At 32.5% G+C, this 20955-nt stretch carries 17 protein-coding genes; 8 read left to right on the forward strand and 9 right to left on the reverse strand.

All coding sequences use genetic code 11. The annotated features are described in order from the left end of the window. Nucleotides 1-7: 7 nt before the first annotated feature. The gene (argJ, locus tag AB1J10_RS08855; RefSeq protein ID WP_107365481.1) at nucleotides 8-1246 is read left to right on the forward strand and encodes a bifunctional glutamate N-acetyltransferase/amino-acid acetyltransferase ArgJ; all 1239 of its coding nucleotides are present in this window, start codon (nucleotides 8-10) and stop codon (nucleotides 1244-1246) included. A 12-nt stretch (nucleotides 1247-1258) separates the two neighbouring features. Then, nucleotides 1259-2020, forward strand: coding sequence for an acetylglutamate kinase (gene argB, locus AB1J10_RS08860; RefSeq protein WP_107365482.1), 762 nt, complete (start codon nucleotides 1259-1261; stop codon nucleotides 2018-2020). 174 nt (nucleotides 2021-2194) lie between these two features. Here the strand turns inward: argB and AB1J10_RS08865 are convergent, their stop codons facing one another. Further along, entirely contained in the window at nucleotides 2195-3427 is a 1233-nt protein-coding gene (locus AB1J10_RS08865) for an ArgE/DapE family deacylase (protein ID WP_046206645.1), read from the reverse strand. Nucleotides 3428-3978: 551 nt separating this feature from the next. On the opposite strand from AB1J10_RS08865, the gene ssuE reads away from it, so the two are divergent. Continuing rightward, nucleotides 3979-4518: an NADPH-dependent FMN reductase gene (ssuE, locus tag AB1J10_RS08870; protein ID WP_046206646.1), complete on the forward strand. Its 540-nt coding sequence runs from the start codon at nucleotides 3979-3981 to the stop codon at nucleotides 4516-4518. Nucleotides 4519-4653: 135 nt separating this feature from the next. On the opposite strand, the gene AB1J10_RS08875 is transcribed toward ssuE, so the two are convergent. Continuing rightward, complete coding sequence (locus AB1J10_RS08875) at nucleotides 4654-5313, reverse strand: hypothetical protein (protein ID WP_369003101.1); 660 nt, start codon at nucleotides 5311-5313, stop codon at nucleotides 4654-4656. A 320-nt stretch (nucleotides 5314-5633) separates the two neighbouring features. Beyond that, nucleotides 5634-7223 (reverse strand): L-lactate permease, encoded by a 1590-nt coding sequence (locus tag AB1J10_RS08880; RefSeq protein WP_369003102.1) that lies wholly within the window; start codon nucleotides 7221-7223, stop codon nucleotides 5634-5636. A gap of 357 nt (nucleotides 7224-7580) precedes the next feature. Here AB1J10_RS08880 and AB1J10_RS08885 point away from each other — a divergent pair, with 357 nt between their 5' ends. From AB1J10_RS08885 to AB1J10_RS08905, 5 genes are all read left to right on the forward strand, one after another. Beyond that, nucleotides 7581-8846 carry an MFS transporter gene (locus tag AB1J10_RS08885; protein WP_070037186.1) on the forward strand — a complete coding sequence of 422 codons (1266 nt, stop codon included), beginning with the start codon at nucleotides 7581-7583 and terminating at the stop codon, nucleotides 8844-8846. 581 nt (nucleotides 8847-9427) lie between these two features. Continuing rightward, entirely contained in the window at nucleotides 9428-10459 is a 1032-nt protein-coding gene (argF, locus tag AB1J10_RS08890) for an ornithine carbamoyltransferase (RefSeq protein WP_164987244.1), read from the forward strand. Between the two features lie 176 nt (nucleotides 10460-10635). Continuing rightward, nucleotides 10636-12174 (forward strand): PTS transporter subunit EIIC, encoded by a 1539-nt coding sequence (locus tag AB1J10_RS08895; protein ID WP_107365483.1) that lies wholly within the window; start codon nucleotides 10636-10638, stop codon nucleotides 12172-12174. Between the two features lie 69 nt (nucleotides 12175-12243). After that, entirely contained in the window at nucleotides 12244-13011 is a 768-nt protein-coding gene (nagB, locus tag AB1J10_RS08900) for a glucosamine-6-phosphate deaminase (protein WP_064209186.1), read from the forward strand. Between the two features lie 400 nt (nucleotides 13012-13411). Then, nucleotides 13412-13543, forward strand: a complete 132-nt coding sequence (locus AB1J10_RS08905) for a beta-class phenol-soluble modulin (protein ID WP_019469020.1) — start codon at nucleotides 13412-13414, stop codon at nucleotides 13541-13543. Between the two features lie 118 nt (nucleotides 13544-13661). Here AB1J10_RS08905 and AB1J10_RS08910 read toward each other — a convergent pair whose 3' ends face one another. The 6 genes from AB1J10_RS08910 to AB1J10_RS08935 form a co-directional block, all read right to left on the reverse strand. Next, nucleotides 13662-14876: a NupC/NupG family nucleoside CNT transporter gene (locus AB1J10_RS08910; protein ID WP_064209187.1), complete on the reverse strand. Its 1215-nt coding sequence runs from the start codon at nucleotides 14874-14876 to the stop codon at nucleotides 13662-13664. 9 nt (nucleotides 14877-14885) lie between these two features. Further along, the gene (locus tag AB1J10_RS08915; RefSeq protein WP_107365484.1) at nucleotides 14886-15797 is read right to left on the reverse strand and encodes a pseudouridine-5'-phosphate glycosidase; all 912 of its coding nucleotides are present in this window, start codon (nucleotides 15795-15797) and stop codon (nucleotides 14886-14888) included. Then, nucleotides 15781-16890: a carbohydrate kinase gene (locus AB1J10_RS08920; RefSeq protein WP_107365485.1), complete on the reverse strand. Its 1110-nt coding sequence runs from the start codon at nucleotides 16888-16890 to the stop codon at nucleotides 15781-15783. The genes AB1J10_RS08915 and AB1J10_RS08920 overlap by 17 nt, the downstream gene beginning before the upstream one ends. 539 nt (nucleotides 16891-17429) lie before the next feature. Continuing rightward, on the reverse strand, nucleotides 17430-18248 hold the full coding sequence (locus AB1J10_RS08925; protein WP_064209189.1) for a hypothetical protein: 819 nt from the start codon (nucleotides 18246-18248) through the stop codon (nucleotides 17430-17432). A 321-nt stretch (nucleotides 18249-18569) separates the two neighbouring features. Continuing rightward, the gene (locus AB1J10_RS08930; RefSeq protein ID WP_107365275.1) at nucleotides 18570-19865 is read right to left on the reverse strand and encodes a TcaA second domain-containing protein; all 1296 of its coding nucleotides are present in this window, start codon (nucleotides 19863-19865) and stop codon (nucleotides 18570-18572) included. 14 nt (nucleotides 19866-19879) lie between these two features. Next, on the reverse strand, nucleotides 19880-20704 hold the full coding sequence (locus AB1J10_RS08935; protein WP_107365276.1) for a zinc ribbon domain-containing protein: 825 nt from the start codon (nucleotides 20702-20704) through the stop codon (nucleotides 19880-19882). Nucleotides 20705-20955 lie beyond the last annotated feature (251 nt).

Genomic DNA, 20955 nt, shown 5'->3' on the forward strand with positions numbered 1-20955 from the left:
AGATGAGATGAAAGATATTGAAACGATAGATACATTCAATCAAATCACTGTAGATATCAATGGTGACGTTGGATCGCCATTGGGGTATATGGCTGGTGGATTTCATGCTGGCCTAAGAAGAAAGAAAAAAGACTTTGGATGGATTTACTCTACGACAAAAGCGACTGCAGCAGGTGTATATACGCTTAATCGTTTTAAAGCAGCACCACTTAAAGTAACTGAAGATAGTATCAACATCGATCAAACATTGCAGGCAATTGTAGTTAATTCAGCAAATGCGAATTCATGTACTGGAGATAGAGGTATACAAGATGCGAAAGATACACAAAGTTGGGTGGCTGAACGATTAAACATAGAACCACATCATGTTGGTATTGCTTCAACAGGTGTCATTGGCTCATTTTTGCCTATGGATAAAATGAAACATGGCGTCGATCATGTTTTAAACGATGCGTTTAACCAGAGTGACTATTTTAATCAATCGATTTTAACGACAGATACGACAACGAAACATGTGTCTGTAAAAGTAAATATAGACAACCAAATAGTGACAATAGGTGGTACAGCAAAAGGCTCTGGGATGATACATCCCAATATGGCAACCATGCTTGGTTTTATAACGACAGATGCAAAAGTTGGTAGTGAGCCATTGAATGAATGTTTAAAACAAATTACAGATCACTCATTTAATATGATAACCGTAGATGGTGACTCTAGCACGAATGACATGGTTCTATGTATGGCAAATGGTCAAGTTAATCATCATTGGCTAGATGAAAATCATCCTGAATGGCAAAAATTTGTTTACGCCATCAATTATGTTGCACGTTATTTGGCTCAGTCGATTGCAAAAGACGGCGAAGGTGCGACTAAATTGGTGACAGCTAGAGTTAAAGGGGCAATAGATATCCATGAGGCAAGAAAAATGGCGAAAAGTATTGTTTCATCCAATTTAGTTAAAACAGCAATTCATGGTGAAGATGCAAATTTTGGAAGAATTGTAACAGCGATGGGTTACGCATCAAAACATATAAATCCTCATGCGACAAACGTATCATTATGCCAAGTTGATGTGGTTAAAGCAGGCATGTCAGTGGCATTTGATGAAGCTTATTTAAAAAAACAATTGGAAGCAGACAATATCATTATAGAAGCTACTGTAGGTGATGGATATGGGGAAGCTACCGCTTATGGCTGCGACTTATCATATGAATACGTGCGCATAAATGCGTCGTATAGAACTTAAGAGGTGTTTGATATGGATTACATTGTAATTAAAATAGGCGGGAGCACTTTAACGAATATGCATGATTCGATAATTGAAGATATTGTTGCATTAAAAAAGCAAGGTTATAAACCATTAATCGTCCACGGAGGTGGGCCTTTTATAAATCAATCTTTGGAATTACAAGAAGTAGCAACAGAATTTAAAGATGGTTTGAGAGTTACTACCCATGAAGTACTTTCTGTTACGACTCAAACATTAATTGGACAAGTGAATCCTAGTTTAGTCAATAAAATCAATCAATTTGGTATTCAAAGTATTGGCATGAATGGCATAGATGCGCAATTATTTGATATTAAACCATTAGATTTAAAATATGGTTTTGTTGGCGAACCTATTCATATAGATACAAGGGTTATCGCGACTTTAACACAATCTTTTCTACCAGTCATCGCATCTATAGGTGTAAATCAAATGACGCACCAGGTATATAATATTAATGCCGATACGCTAGCGTATAAAATTGCGCAAGCTTTACATGCACCAATTTATTTATTAAGCGACATTCCGGGTGTTTTAATCAATGAAAAAGTACAACCGTCATTAAATGCGAAAAACATCGAAACATATATTGAACAAAAATTAATATATGGTGGTATGATACCTAAAGTCCAAGATGCTATTAAAGCAATAGAAAAGGGATGTCAAAAAGTAGTTATTGCAGCAGGAAATGAAGCGCACATTATTCAAAAATTGCAACATGGCCATAATGTAGGTACTACAATTTGCAAGTAACAATGTACAAAAGCGTAAATAACAAATTTTTAAATGTGTTGTTTTGTTCCACTATTGTCAGGACAAGGTTTTAACAGTATGTACACACGTTTACCTTATCACGATGTTATAAAAAAAGCTCAGAACATAGTGTGTCTGAGCTTTTTTAAATGGCTGAAGTTAATTTAATTAAAACTAAAGCTTTTTAGAATAAGTTGTTAAAAGTTCACTGTAAAAATCAATGAATTTTAAATACATGTCTTTTTCTACACATTCATCAATTTGATGTGGTTTAATACCTGGACCAAATACTAAGAATGGGAAAGTTTCATCTTTATTTTTTAATAAGTTTGAAGCATCAGTAACGCCACCGATTGGAGAAGCGATAAAGTCCTTGTCAAATAGAGATTGAGCTATGTTCTGAGCAGTATTAATTAAGCTGTTATCACCAGTAGTGAGTACTGGATCTAGGTCTAAGTATAGGTCGCTTGATAAATTTGCACCTTTATCATTATGGTTTTGAATTGTGTTTGAGAATAACGTTTTTACTTGTTCATTATCATATTCTGGAATTGTACGAATATTAAAATCTGCATCTGCCTCTTCAGGAACAGAGTTCACCTGTACCCCACCGTTAATTAATGTATTGCTAATAACTAAACCTTGAAGTGCAGATTCTACGTCTTCAAGTGCTGTTGTTGCAGGCAATGATGGCTTAATTCTTTCAATGAATTTTGTGAAATCTAGCGCTTTTCCCTGAACTTCTTTTGAAATTCTAGCATAGGCGTCATCAATATCTTGTATAAATGAGATTAATGGTTTTATGGCATTAGTGCCCATTACTGGCATAGAGCTATGTGCTGATTTACCGTAGGAAGTAATACGATAATCCATTGAACCTTTATGTGCATACACCATGATATCTTGGCAAGGTTCTGCTATAAGTAATGCATCAACGTCATCCATATAACCCTGTTCGTACAAAGTTTGAGAACCAAGTTGCTCCATTTCCTCACCACTAGTTGCTAAAAATCTAATACGACCATGTTGCAGTGCTTGAGAAGATTTAATATCAATAAGTGCAATTGCTAACGCAGCAAGTCCTGACTTCATATCTGCTGCGCCACGACCATATAAAAATCCATCATCCTCAGTAAGCGAAAATGGATCGTATGTCCATTGAGATTTATTACCAGCAGAAACAACGTCCATATGACCTGAAATACCGATTACCGGCTTGCCTTCACCGATTTCAGCAATGAGGTTAGCACGTCGTTCATCAATTTTTTGAATTTTTGATTCAATTCCGTAGTTAGAAAATAGTTTCTGTAAATAATTACAAACTTCAAGCTCATTATCATTTACTGTTTCAATCGCTACAATATCTGATAAGATTTGTACTTTTTCTTTATTAGAAAATGTACTCATTGTGTATCACTCCTTTGTATGTCTAAATTAAGTATACATCTAGAAAAAAAGGTTTTTAAAGCGAAACGATTTTTTAAAAAAGAATATAATAAAATTATTTATATTGTGGAATTTTTTAGAGTTGAAACAAAAAAACTGATTTTGTACTATTACACTCAACCGTGTATGATGTTTAGAATTAATAATGTGTTAAGAAATTAAAAAAATGCATCAACAGGCGAATTAAAGGTCATAGCTTTTGAAGCAATAACATAAGTGATAAGTTATCAATGGGTTTAGATAATAATCAATATAAAGTGCTAAATGACAATATAATTATTTCCAAGGAAATGCCTAATCAATGTCATAAATTTAATATATAAACTTATTGATACAATAATAATTGCGATAATTCAAATCATTTCCTATGATTTTACCTATATTTGATGATACGCTAAAGAAGTGGAATTTGTTTCCAATGGATTCTATTTTTTCATATATTTATTAATAGATAAGCGTGTAAATGTCGAAGGTATATATGAAAAATTTTATATAGAAAGGGGATTATCATTTTGGCAAAAGTAGCAATTATTGCTGGAGGCAATAAACTAAAATCAAGACTCACAGGTATTATAGATTACGCGGAATCGTATTTGAATGCTGAGGGCATCGAGACAAATGTCATCCACGTACATCAATTAGATGCTGAGGCTTTAATTACTGCAGATTTTTCTAATGAATCGATAAATGCTACGCACAAAACGATTGAAGATGCGGATGGTGTTATTATAGTATCTCCAGTATTTAAAGCTGCCTACTCAGGTATCGTGAAAACATACTTAGACTTGTTACCACGAGGGGCATTTACAGGTAAAACGGTACTACCATTAGCCTTAGGAGGCACGTTTGCACATGTGCTAGCAATCCAATATAGTCTTGATCCAGTTATTAAAGAACTAGGTGCAGATACTATTCATAAAGGCAGATTTATATTAGATAAGCACATCACACAAAATGAAGATGGTAGTTATGGTTATGACCAAGAAGCGAAAGATGGTTTAAATAAAACTTTAAAGAAATTTGTCAGTGACAAGTCACAAGTTAAAGAGTAAATTTGATTGTAAAACTGTTAAAATCAAAATATACGATAAACTTAGAATATGACGTTATAAGACGGTGTTAATAAAAAATGAGCACACAGTATCAAAACTTGCTAAATTGATATTGTGTGCTCATTATTTTTAGATTTAAAGTTTATTTAAGTGCCATTGAGATTGGTTATCCATGCTTAACTTAAATTCATTTGTTTGAATGCACATGGGATGAGATTCGGAAAACTGGTCAGAAAACAGCCATTTATTATCTTCCGGTGTCAGTAAAATAAAACTGTCATCATAATGATCGCCGATAAAGTTTAAATCATGTGGTGCAAAGGGTTGCTTTTCATATGTATTTAAATGAAATTTCGACAATGCTTTAAAGACTGCCTTCGTTTCATTACATACGAATCCAATTTCACTAATTCTTGAAAATTCAGGTTCATCAGTTATATTAGAAATGCGTGCAATGAGTTCCACGACGTTCCCTGAAGGATCTTGAAAGTAAAAAGAATGTGCAACAAAAGATTCGAAATACGTCGTATGCTGACCATCCTCCATCAATAGAAATAAAATATTTTGATAATGTTGTTTCATGTCGAAGAAATGGTTGTAAGGAATGTCAATCGCAAAGTGATAAAATGGTTGGACATCGTTGTTTGCTTGTTGAAAACACAGATGCGTCTCTCCAATTTTAACTGTAAAAGCCTCTTGGCCAATCATCCAAACTGGACATTCTAAAATTTCTTCATAAAATTGGAATGTCTTTTCAAATTCTGAAGTGAATAATTTAATGTTTTCAATTTTCATAAACAAACCCCACCTAATCCTCATGTTTATCATATAAATATAAGAAATAATTTACTTGTACTTTATCAAAATAATAATCAATATGATAATAATAAGAATTTTATATGAAATAATACGCATTAAGTAACAATATGTTCTATTTAAAATAGTTATATAGCGTTGGTGATTTATAAAACTTCATAAAAAGGCTGAGACAATTCAATTTGTCTCAGCTTTTTTTCTTATCGCCGTGCGATGAAGAAGTAATTTTAAATCAATTAAATATGAATATCTCACTTCATTTTTAAGTTCAAGATATTTGTATCTCAGACTTGCATAGACTAAGCGAAAAATAATGAGATAATATACGCGCTAATCCCAACTAGAATACAATACAGAAGTGCAGGGCCTAATGTTTTTCTTATGACACTACCTTCTTTACCAGGCATATTAACTACCGCACAAACTGCGACCACATTATGCACACAGATCATGTTACCGGCAGCTGCACCAATGATTTGTGCAGCTAATACAATAAATGGATCTGCACCAATAGAGTTAGCAATGTTTAATTGAATAGGTGAGAAAGTCAACGTTGATACAGTAGCACTACCTGTAATAAACGAACCTAAAGCACCTAAGAATGGTGCAACGAATAGCCATACAGGACCTAAAGTATTAGCCATATTTTTGGCGATATATTCTGGCATACTTATTAAATCATGCGCATTGATACCTGAGTTGATAAAAACATGCACCATTGCGAGTGTGGCAATTAGTGTAATACCAGTAATTTTTATTGTTGATAAGGATGTGATACTTGCATTACCTAAATCCTTAATAGATTTTCTTTGAATTATAATGGCGAAAATTGCTGATAATAATAAAATTGTCCCAGGTGAATAAAGAAATTGCCATTCAGATGATATTTCAGAGAAATTTAAAATATTATTCCAAGAAAAATCAAGAACATGTGTGGTGAAATATTCAACACTTGGAACCGTTCTCGTTAATAAAAGTAAGATAACAACCATTACATAAGGTGCCCAAGCAGTTAGTAAACTCATAGAATGTTCTGTACTATCTGCTTCGTATGTTTTATCTAAGCCATCTGTCCACACTGTTTTAGGTAACAACCAACCCTTACTTGCAGTTAAGACGGCAACTACTAAACCAGTTAGTGAGCCTAATATAGCAACAAATTCTGCGCCGAAAACATGTGCATATACAAAGGCAGATACTGCATATACAATTCCTATTAATGCTAGCCATGGTAGCATTTCAATAATAGATTTTAACTTTTTATTTTTCCCAAAGAAAATAATCATCGTAGAGATAACGATGATAGGTATGAAAATACCACTCAATAAATCTAATATAGTTATTTGCTCAGCTGTCGAATGGAAAAAGGATTGATTTGCTTCTTTTAAAGTACTTAATCCAACAATAACTGGCGTGCCCACTGCTCCGAAAGACACTGCAATACTATCGGCAATTAAAGCTGTAACAACAGCTATCATAGGTCTAAAACCTAAAGCAACTAGTAAAGGTGCTGTAACCATTGCTGGTGTACCAAATCCTGAAGCGCCTTCAATAAGTGAACCAAATAAGAAAGCGACAATGATGACTTGGACACGCATATCTGGTGAAATTTTCTTAAATCCTGCATTGATACGGTTTACTGCACCCGTTTGGCGTAATGTATTAAGTAACACGAGCGCACCGAATAAAATATAAAGTATCGTTAATGTTTTGTGCGTACCTTGAAGTATTGAAGCTATAACGACATTACCTTGCATCCCCCATACAAAAATCCCTAAAACTGTTACAACGATAGCGCTAATAATCATCCCTTTTAAAGCTGACATACGTAAGAGTACAAGAAATAAAAAAGGTATGATTACTGCACTGAAAGCGACTAATAACATCATTTTATATAAAACTCCCTCATAAAAATTTAATAATCATCTAGTCATATGATGTTTAAATAACTCTCATTGTAAACGTTTACAAATAAATTTTCAATCATGTATAAAAAATGAATTTTTCATATAAACAATTTAAATCGTATACAAATATTTTTCGTTGATTTTAATAAGCTGTATTTTCGGTTTTACTTATTTATATCTTAAAACGAAAATAAATGAAAATAAATTTGCGTTATTAGAAAAAATATAATAATATAATGATAATATTTGAAAGCGTTTACAAAAAATGATTACAAAAATTGCAAGAAAATATTTAAATTAATCTTAATATCAACGATTGATTTATAAGGGGTGCGTAATATGAGTGATAAATTAACTAAAATGGGAATGCCTCCAACGTTATTTTGGGGATATGTTGGTGTATTAATATTTATGATGGGAGACGGTTTAGAGCTAGCATGGATTAGTCCTTATTTACATGATCATGGTCTATCCGTGCAACAAACTGCGATTTTGACCACTTGCTATGGTGTAACGATAGCTATTGGTTCTTGGTTATCAGGTGTCTTGGTAGAAATTATCGGTCCAAGAAAAGTGATGCTGTTAGGAACAGGGTTATATATCATCGGTCATGCAATATTTGTTGGTTTGGCAATCCCAACGATGAACTATAATATCATGATTCCGTCATATGCAATAAGAGGGTTTGGCTATCCTTTGTTTGCTTATTCTTTTTTGGTTTGGGTTGCTTATCGTTCTCCGCAAAAGCGTTTAGGTGCTGCAGTAGGATGGTTTTGGTTTGTGTTTACAGGAGGGCTTAGTGTCCTAGGATCATTTTATTCTTCTTTTGCGATTCAACTAATTGGACACTTCTTTACATTGTGGACAGCGATTATTTGGGTGTTAATAGGAACATTTTTAGCAGTATTTGTAAATAGAGACCAGTTTATGATTGAAGAAAAAGGGCACGGATTTAAAGAACACTTTAGTGAGGTACTTGCAGGTATAACGATACTAAAAAGGGAACCGCGTGTGGCAGTGGCCTGTGTTGTTAGAATCATAAACCAGGCGGCACAATATGCTTTTCCATTATTTCTGCCGATTTATTTAGCTTCCAAAGGTATTGCTACTACAACTTGGTTAAATATTTGGGGAACAATTTTTATTGCTAATATTATATTCAATCTAATATTTGGTGCGTTGAGCGATAAAATTGGCTGGAAAAATACGATTTCTTATATTGGTGGTGTTGGATGTGCGATATTTACGTTAGGACTATATTTTGTGCCAGAGTTATTTACAGGTAATGTTTTTATTGTGGGTACGGTAGGATTTCTATGGGGGATGTGTTTAGCAGGCTTTGTCCCTATTTCTGCACTTGTCCCTTCTTTAGTTCATGATGGTGATAAAGGACCAGCAATGGCAATATTAAATTTAGGCGCTGGTCTTTGTGTATTTGCAGGACCAGGGTTAGTGGCATTGTTTTATGATAGTATTGGTGTTAAAGGCATGATGTACTTAATATTTGGATTATATGTTGCTAGTGCAATTATGACACGTTTCTTAAAGACACCTGAGGAAAGGGAACGTAGAAAGTCTAAAAATTTTGCATCATACAGTAAATAATCTATTATAGTAGCTATAAAAAAGTTAGGATATGGCTTAATGGATGATTTTTTAATAGCTTCAGCTAACGATTAATAAATAATAGTAAACGGGCGAACAGTTTCAAAATGAGGGGTTTTGATATTGTTTGCCCGTTTTTGTATTCATTTTAAGGGATGATTATGCAATGATTTTGAGATGACGTGGGATAAATATAATTATTTTTCTTGGAAACCACCTGAAACAAAATGAGCAGCAATTTGCTTAATAGTGGCAAATAGTAAATCTAACATGTATGTTCACCTCCATGAGCTAGTGGTTACATGTTCAATTTACTATATATTATTAAAATATTGTGTAGGAAAGCACAACTTAGTTAAATCATTGCCACGGTGTTTATTGTCAGACATCTTACTTGCTTGACTGTTGCAAATAAGATCGTGATTGTATGGAAATATACATTTAGCGTAGGTTATACTTCAAAACTAGTAAAATAATTAAACGATTTAAAAATATACAATAAATAGTATATTTATACTTGAAAATAACTCTATTTAAGTTTAATATGTATATAAATCTTATAAATATATTGGAGTGATGAAATTGGGGCGTACACAACAGATTTAAAAAAACTAGCATTGTTAAAAGGTAAGAGCTTTTTGAAAACGAGTGACTTTACTGCAGATGAACTAGTCACTTTGATTGACTTTACCGGAGAATTAAAAGAAAAGAAAAAGCGAGGCATTCCTCACCCTTATCTTAAAGGTAAGAATATTGCTTTATTATTTGAAAAACCATCTACAAGAACACGTTCAGCATTCAGTGTAGCAGCAAACGATTTAGGTGCCTTTCCAGATTATTTTGGTCAAGGTGAAATTCATCTAGGTGTCAAAGAATCGACAGAAGATACAGCAAAAGTATTAGGGAGTATGTATGATGGTATTGAATTTAGAGGTTTTTATCAAAAAGATGTGGAAAGTATAGCGCAACATGCCGAAGTTCCAGTATGGAATGGTTTAACAAACGAATGGCATCCTACTCAAATGATTGCAGATTTTTATACTTTAAAAGAACACCTAGGCACATTACAAGGCAAAACATTGACTTATGTTGGTGATGCTAGAAATAACGTAGCACATGATTTATTGGTTACCGGCGCAATATTAGGTATGAATATTCATATTGCAGCCCCTCAATCGCTACAGCCTGATCAAGATATTCAGCAACTTGCTAAAAATTATGCAACACAATCGCACAGTAATATTTTAATTACAGATAATATTCAACAAGCAGTTTATAAAGCAGATGCAATATATACAGATGTCTGGTTTTCAATGGGAGAAGATGAATCAGTTCAAACACAACGTATTGAAAAATTACTTCCATATCAAATTAATGAAGCTATGCTTGTCAATACAATGAATCCAGATGTTATTGTATTACATTGTTTGCCCGCCTTCCATGATGTGCATACAAAGGTGGGACAACAAATCTATAAGACTCATGGTTTAACTGAAATGGAGATAACAGATGATGTATTTAAAGGTGAACATGCTGTTATATTTGAGCAAGCGGAAAATAGATTACATTCAATTAAAGCAATTATGGCAGGAACATTAGGGGATATTTTTTAACACATATCTTAATTGAATAAATAAAGAGACTCACAAAGTAACGTGGCTTTGTGAGTTTTTTTCATTAAAAAAGAAGGCATATATCACCATTATGAAAATGTTTTTCATAATGGTATTTTATATCGATTAATATTTTCTTTGATTGTATATTTATGATAATTAGGAGGTTAATGACTATGAGTAAATTGTTTGAAAAGGCACAACAATTTGGTAAATCATTTATGTTACCTATCGCTATATTACCGGCAGCTGGATTGTTGTTGGGAATCGGTGGCGCATTAAGTAATCCGAATACAATCAAAGCATATCCTGTGTTGGATATTAACTTATTGCAAAATATATTTGTTCTTATGTCATCAGCTGGTAATATTGTATTTCAAAATTTACCAGTAATTTTTGCCATAGGTGTTGCAATTGGATTAGCTAGAAGTGATAAAGGTACTGCAGGATTAGCAGCATTGCTAGGATTCCTTATTATGAATGCTTCGATGAATGGATTGCTAATCATTACAGATACGTTAGCAAAAGGCAATTTAGCAGAAAAAGGACAAAGTATGGTTCTAGGAATTCAAACAGTAGAAACGGGCGTGTTTGGTGGGATTATCACAGGAGTTATGACGGCGCTTTTACATAATAAATATCACAAGATTTCTCTTCCATCATATTTAGGATTTTTTGGAGGATCTCGTTTTGTTCCAATTATTACAGCAATCTCTGCAATCATACTCGGGGTTATCATGTTCTTTATTTGGCCAACAGTACAGGGGTGGATATTTGGTGTAGGAGGTATCGTAGATAAAACTGGTGTCATTGGTACTTTTTTCTTTGGATTTATATTAAGGCTATTGGGGCCATTTGGTTTACATCACATTTTCTATTTACCGTTTTGGCAAACTGCATTAGGTGGCTCGTTAGAAGTTAAAGGTCATCTTGTTCAAGGCACTCAAAATATTTTCTTTGCTCAACTTGGTGATCCAGACGTAACGAAATACTATTCAGGTGTTTCGCGTTATATGTCAGGTCGTTTTATAACAATGATGTTTGGACTATGTGGTGCAGCTTTAGCAATTTATCATACTGCGAAACCGCAACATAAAAAAGTCGTGGGTGGGCTAATGCTATCTGCAGCATTAACTTCATTTTTAACAGGTATTACAGAACCGTTAGAGTTCAGTTTTTTATTTGTTGCACCAATTTTATATGTGATACATGCATTTTTAGATGGTTTAGCGTTTATGATGGCAGACGTATTTAATATTACGATAGGTCAAACATTTAGTGGTGGCTTTATAGACTTTTTATTATTCGGCGTTTTGCAAGGTAATGCTAAGACGAACTTTTTATGGGTAATACCGATTGGCATCGTTTGGTTTATTTTATATTATATTATTTTCAGATTTTTAATTAACAAATTCAACTTTAAAACACCTGGTAGAGAAGCGGAAACAACTACAGAAACTGTTGAAACGACAGAACGTGCTAAAACAATTATCGAGGGTTTAGGTGGTAAAGAAAATATAGAAATTGTCGATTGTTGTGCTACAAGGCTAAGAGTGACATTAAAGTCAGACGCTCCAGTCAATAAGCAACTGCTGAATTCTACCGAAGCTAGAGGTATCATCCAAAAAGGTAATGGTGTACAAATTGTTTATGGACCACATGTCACAACGATAAAAAATGAAGTAGAAGAGTTACTAGACAGTGAACAAGCGTAATTTATAAAATATTCAATTTATCATTAAACAGAGGTAATATACAGAAATTAGAAAGTGATTGGTGAGTATATGTATATTTTAAATTTAGAGAATAGACAACTTGCAAGTCAATATGTTGCGACTGAACTGTTAAAGCAAATAAAAATGAAACCGGATTCAGTATTGGGTCTTGCTACAGGAAATACTATGACAGATGTTTACAAGTATTTAAAAACATTGATTAATCATAATCATTTGCAACTAGATCAAATAGTGACATTTAATTTGGATGAATATGTGGGTTTAAGCGCAGACAATGAACAAAGTTATCACGCATATATGTATCGACAGTTATTTAAACATCATCAAACGTGGCATAAAGAAAATATATTTATACCACAAGGAGATACCAATAATTTAGAACAAGAATGCTTAATGTATGAACAATATTTAAAAGATAAAGGACCTACAGATATACAAATTTTAGGTATAGGTGAAAACGGGCATATAGGATTTAATGAGCCTGGTTCGTCGTTTGAAAGTATTACAAGAGTTGTAGATTTATCTTCTTCAACGATGAAAGCAAATAGTCGTTATTTTGATTCAATAGAAGATGTTCCTAAGCAAGCAATTTCTATGGGACTGGCATCTATTATACGTGCGAAACGTATTATTTTGTTAGCGATGGGTAGAAATAAAAAAGAAGCCGTCTCACAATTAATAGAGGGAGAAATTTCCGAAACGTTACCTGCATCTATATTACATCAACATCCTCATGTTGAAGTAATTGTAGATAATGAAATATTCGACACATTAGATCAAGATAAAGTTCAGCGATTAGAAAGGCATTTGTCATAAAGATATTTGAATACGTTGTATTTTGGCGAGACGCTTGAGGTAACAGGACAAGCTGAAGACTATAGGATGAAGTCGTCCCTTAAGAAAGCGAACCAACAATACGAAGTATTGAATAAAAAGGAAGCACTCAGATGAATTGAATTAAATCATCTGAGTGATATTTTTTTAGGATTTATGTCCCAGACGCATTATTTCTGTCATTATAAAAATAATATAAAACTTTATCATTGAATGACAACTAGGAAACATTAATTGTAAAAATTAAGTATTGTAATAACACTTAGGCACAAAAACATACAAATTAGGAAATGTTTACAACAATATTAATATTTATTATTATAATTTAGTTAAAGGTAATCAACCTTTAACAAATCATATATTGAGAAATGAGGTGTGTTAAATGTCTGATTTCGTAAACGCAATCAGTGAAGCTGTAAAAGCAGGTTTAAGTGCTGACTGGGTAACAATGGGAACTAGCATTGCTGACGCATTAGCTAAAGGCGCTGACTTCATCTTAGGTTTCTTTAACTAATAAATAATGTAAAAGGCTGAGACAAATTGAATTGTCTCAGCCTTTTATTATTCAATGCTAGCTATAGATTACAATATCATTTAAAGTTATTTGGATTTATGTAGTCATTTTTTAAAGACTATAATACTAAACCAACGATTGATGCTGAAATAATTGAAGCAAGTGTTGAACCTAGTAGCAAGCGTAGGGCAAACGAAGCCACCTTATTGCCTTGTACATCACTAAATCCTTTGATAGCACCAACGATAATGCCTACAGTACCAAAATTAGCAAAACTAACGAGATATACAGAAATGATACCTTGTGTACGTAGTGTTAAATCTCCAGCTAATTTTTGATAGTCTAACATAGCAACAAATTCGTTAGTGATTAATTTAGTTGCCATGAGTGATCCAGCTTGAACTGCTTCGTTCCAAGGTACACCTATGATGAAAGCAATCGGTGCAAAAATAAAACCGATTAATTGTTTGAAATCTAAACCGACAAAATTAAATAATACTGTGACTGCTTCCATCAAAGAGATGAATGCAAGGAGCATAATGGCGACACTTACGGCAATTTTAAAGCCGTCCGTAGCACTATCGCCAATCATTTGGAAAAATGGAACATTTTTCGACTTTGTTTCATCACTATTTGAATTGCTTTTATCTGAGGATAAGTTGGAAATTTCCACGTCACTATCATCTGATTGATATGGATTGATGACACTTGCGATAATTAAAGCACTGAAAATATTGAGCATAACGGCAGTAACTACATATTTAGGTTCGATCATTTGCATATATGAACCTAACATAGCCATACTGACAGCACTCATACCAGAAGTAGTAATCGTATATAATTTCTCTTTAGATAATTTAGGAATCATTTCTTTAATAGTTAAATAAACTTCTGGCTGTCCTAACATAGAAGTTGAGATAGCAAAGTAACTTTCGAGACGACCCATACGTGTGATTTTATTGATAATAATACCAACATATTTAATGATAAACGGAAGAATTTTAAAATAGTTTAACACACCGATTAATACAGAGATAAATACTAAAGGTAGTAAAACGGTAATAAAAAACGTTGAAGCACCTTTGTTTTGTAAACCACCAAAAACAAACTCGATACCAGCTTTACTAATATTGATTAATTCTTCAAAAAATGAACCTAATGTGGTTAATATCGTTAAACCAATAGTCGTATTCATCATGAATACTACAATGATGATTTGAACGATTAACATAATGACTGGTTTTTTGAAATCAATCGCCTTTCTGTTATAGCTAAATAAAAAAGCGATGAATAATGCAAAAAATATACCAGTAATGGCAAATATGATTGACATAAGTATCACCTACAATGTATTGAAAGCAACTGCAATTTTTGCGCCAAGTACCGCATTGTTCTCAACTAGTTTGATATTTGTATTTAAACTCTTGCCTTCAGATTTTTCGACAATTTTACCAAGTAAAAATGGCGTAGAATCTTTTCCACTAATACCTTGCGTTTCTGCTTCTTTAACTGCTTCTTCAATAATACCGTCAATATATGATTTAGGTAATTCATGTTCTTTAGGAACTGGGTTAGCGATAACAACGCCACCTTCAATATTCAAATCATTTTTAACTTTACAAATATGTGCGATATCATCTGGAGTTTCAGAAAAACTGTTTAGTTTAATACCGCTTTGTCGTGTGAAAAATGCTGGTAATTCATCTGTTTGGTAACCTATTACGGGTACGCCTTTTGTTTCAAGATATTCCATTGTTTTTGGTAAGTCTAGTATAGATTTAGCGCCAGCACATATTACTGTTACATTTGTTTTACCTAACTCTTCTAAGTCCGCTGAGATATCCATTGTGTTTTCGGCACCTTTATGTACACCACCAATACCACCAGTTACAAAGAATTGAATTTCTGCTAATTCTGCACTCATCATTGTTGATGCAACTGTAGTTGCACCAATCTGTTTAGTAGCGATTACTTCTGCAAAATCACGACGTGAAACTTTTGCGACATTATCACTTTTAGCGAGTAATTCTAGTTCATCATTTTCCAGTCCAATTTTGATTTTTCCATCAATTAATGCAATGGTTGCTGGAATTGCACCATAATCACGTATGATATTTTCAACAGCCGTAGCCATTTGCACATTTTGTGGGTAAGGCATACCATGTGAAATGATTGTTGATTCTAGTGCTACGATGGGTTTTTTATCTGCTTTAGCTTGTGCTACTTCTTTAGAAAATTCAATATATTGCTTCATTTTTATAGTCCTCCAAATCTCTAAATAATTGTTTCTTATCTAAGTTTTGCCTCACGGTGTATTCAGTTTCAATTGTTTTTCGAGCATTCATCATGCCTGTTGTCAGTATGCTTTCAGTGTCTAGTTCATTTAACCAACTAAAAATGACTGCACTAGAGAAAGCATCACCAGCTCCTGTTACGTCTACGACATGTTGTGAAGGTATCACAGGTTTAATGACTTCTTCGTTACTATTTCTAAAAATAAGTTCTTTTACACCATTTGTAATCACAACATTTGAAGCGCCTAACTTATTCCATTTTTGTGCAGCTATACGCAAATCATCAGTGTTTTGTATAGTCATATTTAAATAAGTTTCGGTTTCATCTCTATTAATAATAAGCCAATCGATAGCATGTAATGAATCAGGCATGTTTTTCATTTTTGGAGATGAAACGGGAATAACTATTAATTTAATGCTATGCTTTTCTGAATAAGCACATAAAAAATCCATTGCACTTTTTGAAATGTTGAGGTCTGCGATGATACATTTTGCTTTTATTAATAAATGTGTACGTTTAATTAAAAATTCTGGAGTAATATAATCATAGACCTCCATATCTGCTAAACCGTATTCCATATTACCGTCGTTATTGATTATTGCTGTATAGGAACCAGTGTTTGCGTTTTCTATTTGTTGAACGTGGTCTAAGTTCATGAATGGGGTTGATAATTTATAAATCATATCCCATTCGCTGTCATTACCACTCACAGATAAAAATGCGACTGTTTCGCCCATACGTCCTAAATTCTCTGCTATATTGCGTGCAACCCCACCTATAGATCTCGTTGAAGTAACAGGATTAGACGTTTCTAATTGTAAATCGTTATGAACATAAAATTTTCTGTCTAAGTTCGCAGCACCAATGCAGACAATTGGATAATCTTCATTTAAAACATACGCTTTCCCTAAAACATATTCTTTGCGGATAAGTCCAGATATAATATTTGCAACTGCTGGCCGAGATAATCCAATAGATTGTGCTAATTCTTGTTGTGAAATGAATGGATTTTCTTGAATACGCTTTAAAACTTCCTGTTCATTTTTATTCATATGGCAACCTCCTTTATGCAAAATTAAACTTAAGTTTACAAATTAAACATTTGTTTAAGTTGATAAGATAATAGCACGAATATTCTGAAATGTATACGCTTACATATAATAGTTCGTAAAATTGTAAAATCTATATATTCACGAAACAGAAATTTATATATGCTATATGTCGCTAAAAATCAAGGGTTTTATGGCGTTTGATCATTTGTGGAATTTATTAAAATGCTTTGTATGAAAAAATTTAAAATTAATATTTGAAGTTCAATAAATTAATGTTTAAATTTTTGAAAATATAATTCAAAATATTAATGAAATAGAAAAGAAGTGTAGTTGTTTTTCAAGTAGGCATATATCCAATAATTTTGTAACAAGGAAATAACTAGAAAAATAAACGAGTACACACTTATATAAACATATCAGACAGTAGGTAAGCTTAAATAAAAAAACTGCCGACAAGGTGCGTCCTTAGTCGACAGTTATTATTTAGCGAATACAATCTATATCTCGTATTTTTAAAAGCATATATTTATTTTTTTGCGTTAACTTTCAACATCTTCATTATTTGTTTGTTCATCTTTACTAAACAACGAAGAAAATTTCGATTTTATATCATCTAGTTTGCTATTTACTTTATCTAATTCTTCTTGCATTTTATCAGTATTACCATTATCTTTTTCGTTTTTTGCCTGTTTTAAATCATCTACTGTAGTTTGGTATTTATCAGCTAACTTATTTGTTTTATTAGAATCAGCTTCTTGTTTTAGGCTATTAATTTTATCTTGTAATGCTTGTAATTTAGAATCTGTTGCTTCATTAGAATTTGAAATATCTGACTTTAACGATTGAATATCATCTTTGACTTGATTGTTCTGACGTTCGAAATTGACATTATCACCTTGCGTATCATTCGATTGATTTTGATTGGCAGTGGATTGTTCACTTGTTTCATTACCAGTTTGTTGATTATCATTGTTATTATTCATAAAAGTACTAACTGCAAAAATGACAATGATGACTAATAAAGCCACCAGACCTAAACCAAGCCAAAATTGCTTGCGCTTTGATTTTTTATTTTCTTCTAATAACTGCAACTCTCGTTCACGATCTCGCTGATTGTAGCTTGTTTCCGACTTGTAATCATTGTACTTATGGTCATTATAAGATTCACTGTTTTTCACAGTACGACGATAAGGATTGTATAAGATCTTTCCGTAGATATCTTGTTGTTGTTGGTCATTCACAGTGTGAATATTTAAATCAGTATTAACGTTTCCATATTTGTCTAGCGCAATAATTTTTCCATCATCTTCAATTTTTAAAATTTTAGGATAATCATTGAAAGAGTTGTTGTTAGTCATTTTTTCACCTTCAATTGTATTTAGATATTAAGTGCTTACTTTTAAATTACCCAACTCTGGTAGTATAAACATTGCTTGTTTTAATAATCTTAAGTATATATTACTAACTTCTCATTAATAAAACATCATCATTTAGACTGAGCTAATGTATTTGGTGTAATGTTAGTTTGCTTTAACAAAGATAAAAATAAAAGGGGCGGGACAGAAATCTTTTTTAAAATATCAGATTTCTATCTCACTCCCTTGTATAGTGTGTTTAAGTATTAATGCAATGTTATGGACTATTACAAGTAACATGTTGTATTTACTACTTGTAGTTTATTAGTATCCTGAATCTACTTCTTCACCGTCTTCGTCATATTCAGTTACGTAACCATCCTCATCAATTTTATAAGAACCTGCTAGGTCTCCGTCTTTATCTGTGAAAGAGAATCCCCAACCGTCTCCAGTTTTTTCTGGTTCTTTATAAGTATAATTATCTGTATCCAAAGTGCTACCTTCATAAGATTCGACTTTATCAATAACATTATCACGCGTTACTTTTTCGTCAGAACTGGCGTTACTACTATCGTCGTCATCAGAATCTGCTTCTTTTTCGATCATTTTGTCTTCATAATCGCTTATTGCATCATCGTCAAATGATAAAGATACGTCTATTTCATCTTCATCATCTTTAGGACTAGAAACATTTTCTACACTTGATTTGAATTGTTTGCCTTCAACTTCAGTTGTAGCATAGACTTCGATTTTTTCATCTGGTGCATAAGGACCGTAAGTGACAGATTCATATTCGTCAAAATCTGATTGTTCATCCCCATTAATATAAAGTTTAAGAGAATCAGAATCTGCATAAGTTGAATCAATACTAACTGTAAAACGTTTTTGCTTGAATTGTAAATCTGCACTGTTACTTTCAGACATATCGATATGAATAACGCCGTCGAATTTTTTATTATCAACCTTTTGTGTTGCTTTTAAATCATATATGCCAACTGGAAAATCATCGAGTGTCTTCGTCTTACCTTGTTTTAATTTAACTTGGGTTGTTTTGTCATTAAGGTTGTAAGATAGCGTTGTGTCTTCTTCTGAGGTAATCGAAACAGGCTCCTTACTAACATTAAAAATGTAATTTTTGAATATGCCCCATTTTTTTCCATCTTCGGTAATATTAATTAAAGCAGTGTCACCAACAGTGACAGCATGTTCATTTGATTTATTTTCTTTAATATTTTTTGCACTACTTTGAAGTTCATCAGCAACACGATCTATGCTATCAGTTTCGTCAATATATTTATAAATAGCTTTAGCTTCATCTTTAGAAATAGCTTCACCATTTGCTTTTAAATGGTTGGCTAGGCGATCTGTATCTTTGTTTTTTAAATCTTTAGAAATGGTTTCTGCCTGTTTTGTAGGTGATAGTTGCGCGTCAATTATTTTATAAGTAACAAACAAAGCAATAATAATGACTAATATCACTGCAATAATAATAAATATAGGTAATTTTGATTTACGATTAGGTGGTTGATGCGTTGTTCGTTGTTGAACAGGCGTACCACATTGAGTACAAACGCGTTGACCAGGCTTGATTTCAGCACCACAATTACTACAATACTTCATTTGAAATATCCTCCTTAATAACCTGTATTAAAAAATGAACTTAAATCACTTAATGTATTAGAAACAGTACTTTCCACTATAATACGTAAAATGATTCCTAAAATGATGATATAGATAAATATAGAATAAATGACAGGCATACGTATAAGTTGATTGTGGCTGTATTTCGTAATTAAATATATTGGTGCAATGAGTGTAAATAATATAGCAATAATGATAAGGAATACTGCAAAACTTGGAACATGAATTGCTAAAAATAATAAACCAAACAAAAGTGTAATAACAGAAAGGGTGTTGACTAAAACGAAATCTGAAAATACTTTATGTAACGTCGAATTAATATTTAATATTTTTATTAGTGCAAAAGTGATACCAAATAGTACTGTAATTGCTATTAATAAGAAAAGTGAAATGTTAAACACAACGCTTGCTTTACTTGTCATGAAATATGCAACTTCTGCAGGTATCAATATCGTTAGTAATATAATGGATAAAAGTAATCCTGCTATGATTAAACTGAAAAGTGTTTTGTAAGAAAAAAAGTGAGGACTCACAAGTTCTTTATCAGGATGTCTGAAAGCAGTTGAAAAGAACGTTTTAGCTTCATTGAAAATATCTGAAGTATGCTTTGAAAACTGCTCATTTTTATGATTAGACTGTGTTGAATCATGTGTTGATATTTGTGTTGCATTAGACTCCATTGAATTTTGTTCGGATGCATAGTTCGGTTTGTTTTTAGTTTCGTTTGTTGTATTTGTTTGATGAGATAATTTTGTACCACACTCTCCACAAAATAAATCTGATGCTTCAATAGGATTTCCACATTTTGGACACTGCATAAAGCTTCCCCCTTGTAATATGTATATTAAAATATAATATTATCACATTTATATTTGTGTTACACTACTATTTTGAAAATTAACTAAATTTAAATTCAAAAAAATGAAAATGCATATAGTAGTAGATTTTATTTAAAAAATAATAATAATAAGTAGAGGCTGTGTATAATGAAATATAGGGGGATTCAGTGACGTCGTTACGGAAGAAAGAACATCATTACTATATCATGTAGTTATAATAAATAGATGAC

Source organism: Staphylococcus cohnii species complex 1663 (assembly GCF_041008415.1).
GTDB lineage: Bacteria > Bacillota > Bacilli > Staphylococcales > Staphylococcaceae > Staphylococcus > Staphylococcus ureilyticus.

Excerpts from the sequence above, each read along its gene's own strand:
- AB1J10_RS08865 (WP_046206645.1), bottom strand. The coding sequence starts at position 3,427 with ATGAGTACATTTTCTAATAAAGAAAAAGTACAAATCTTATCAGATATT.
- AB1J10_RS08895 (WP_107365483.1), top strand. The coding sequence starts at position 10,636 with ATGAGTAAATTGTTTGAAAAGGCACAACAATTTGGTAAATCATTTATG.
- nagB (WP_064209186.1), top strand. The coding sequence starts at position 12,244 with ATGTATATTTTAAATTTAGAGAATAGACAACTTGCAAGTCAATATGTT.
- AB1J10_RS08885 (WP_070037186.1), top strand. The coding sequence starts at position 7,581 with ATGAGTGATAAATTAACTAAAATGGGAATGCCTCCAACGTTATTTTGG.
- argB (WP_107365482.1), top strand. The coding sequence starts at position 1,259 with ATGGATTACATTGTAATTAAAATAGGCGGGAGCACTTTAACGAATATG.
- AB1J10_RS08925 (WP_064209189.1), bottom strand. The coding sequence starts at position 18,248 with ATGACTAACAACAACTCTTTCAATGATTATCCTAAAATTTTAAAAATT.
- AB1J10_RS08880 (WP_369003102.1), bottom strand. The coding sequence starts at position 7,223 with ATGATGTTATTAGTCGCTTTCAGTGCAGTAATCATACCTTTTTTATTT.
- AB1J10_RS08935 (WP_107365276.1), bottom strand. The coding sequence starts at position 20,704 with ATGCAGTGTCCAAAATGTGGAAATCCTATTGAAGCATCAGATTTATTT.
- AB1J10_RS08910 (WP_064209187.1), bottom strand. The coding sequence starts at position 14,876 with ATGTCAATCATATTTGCCATTACTGGTATATTTTTTGCATTATTCATC.
- AB1J10_RS08915 (WP_107365484.1), bottom strand. The coding sequence starts at position 15,797 with ATGAAGCAATATATTGAATTTTCTAAAGAAGTAGCACAAGCTAAAGCA.
- argJ (WP_107365481.1), top strand. The coding sequence starts at position 8 with ATGAAAGATATTGAAACGATAGATACATTCAATCAAATCACTGTAGAT.
- AB1J10_RS08930 (WP_107365275.1), bottom strand. The coding sequence starts at position 19,865 with ATGAAGTATTGTAGTAATTGTGGTGCTGAAATCAAGCCTGGTCAACGC.
- AB1J10_RS08905 (WP_019469020.1), top strand. The coding sequence starts at position 13,412 with ATGTCTGATTTCGTAAACGCAATCAGTGAAGCTGTAAAAGCAGGTTTA.
- AB1J10_RS08920 (WP_107365485.1), bottom strand. The coding sequence starts at position 16,890 with ATGAATAAAAATGAACAGGAAGTTTTAAAGCGTATTCAAGAAAATCCA.
- AB1J10_RS08875 (WP_369003101.1), bottom strand. The coding sequence starts at position 5,313 with ATGAAAATTGAAAACATTAAATTATTCACTTCAGAATTTGAAAAGACA.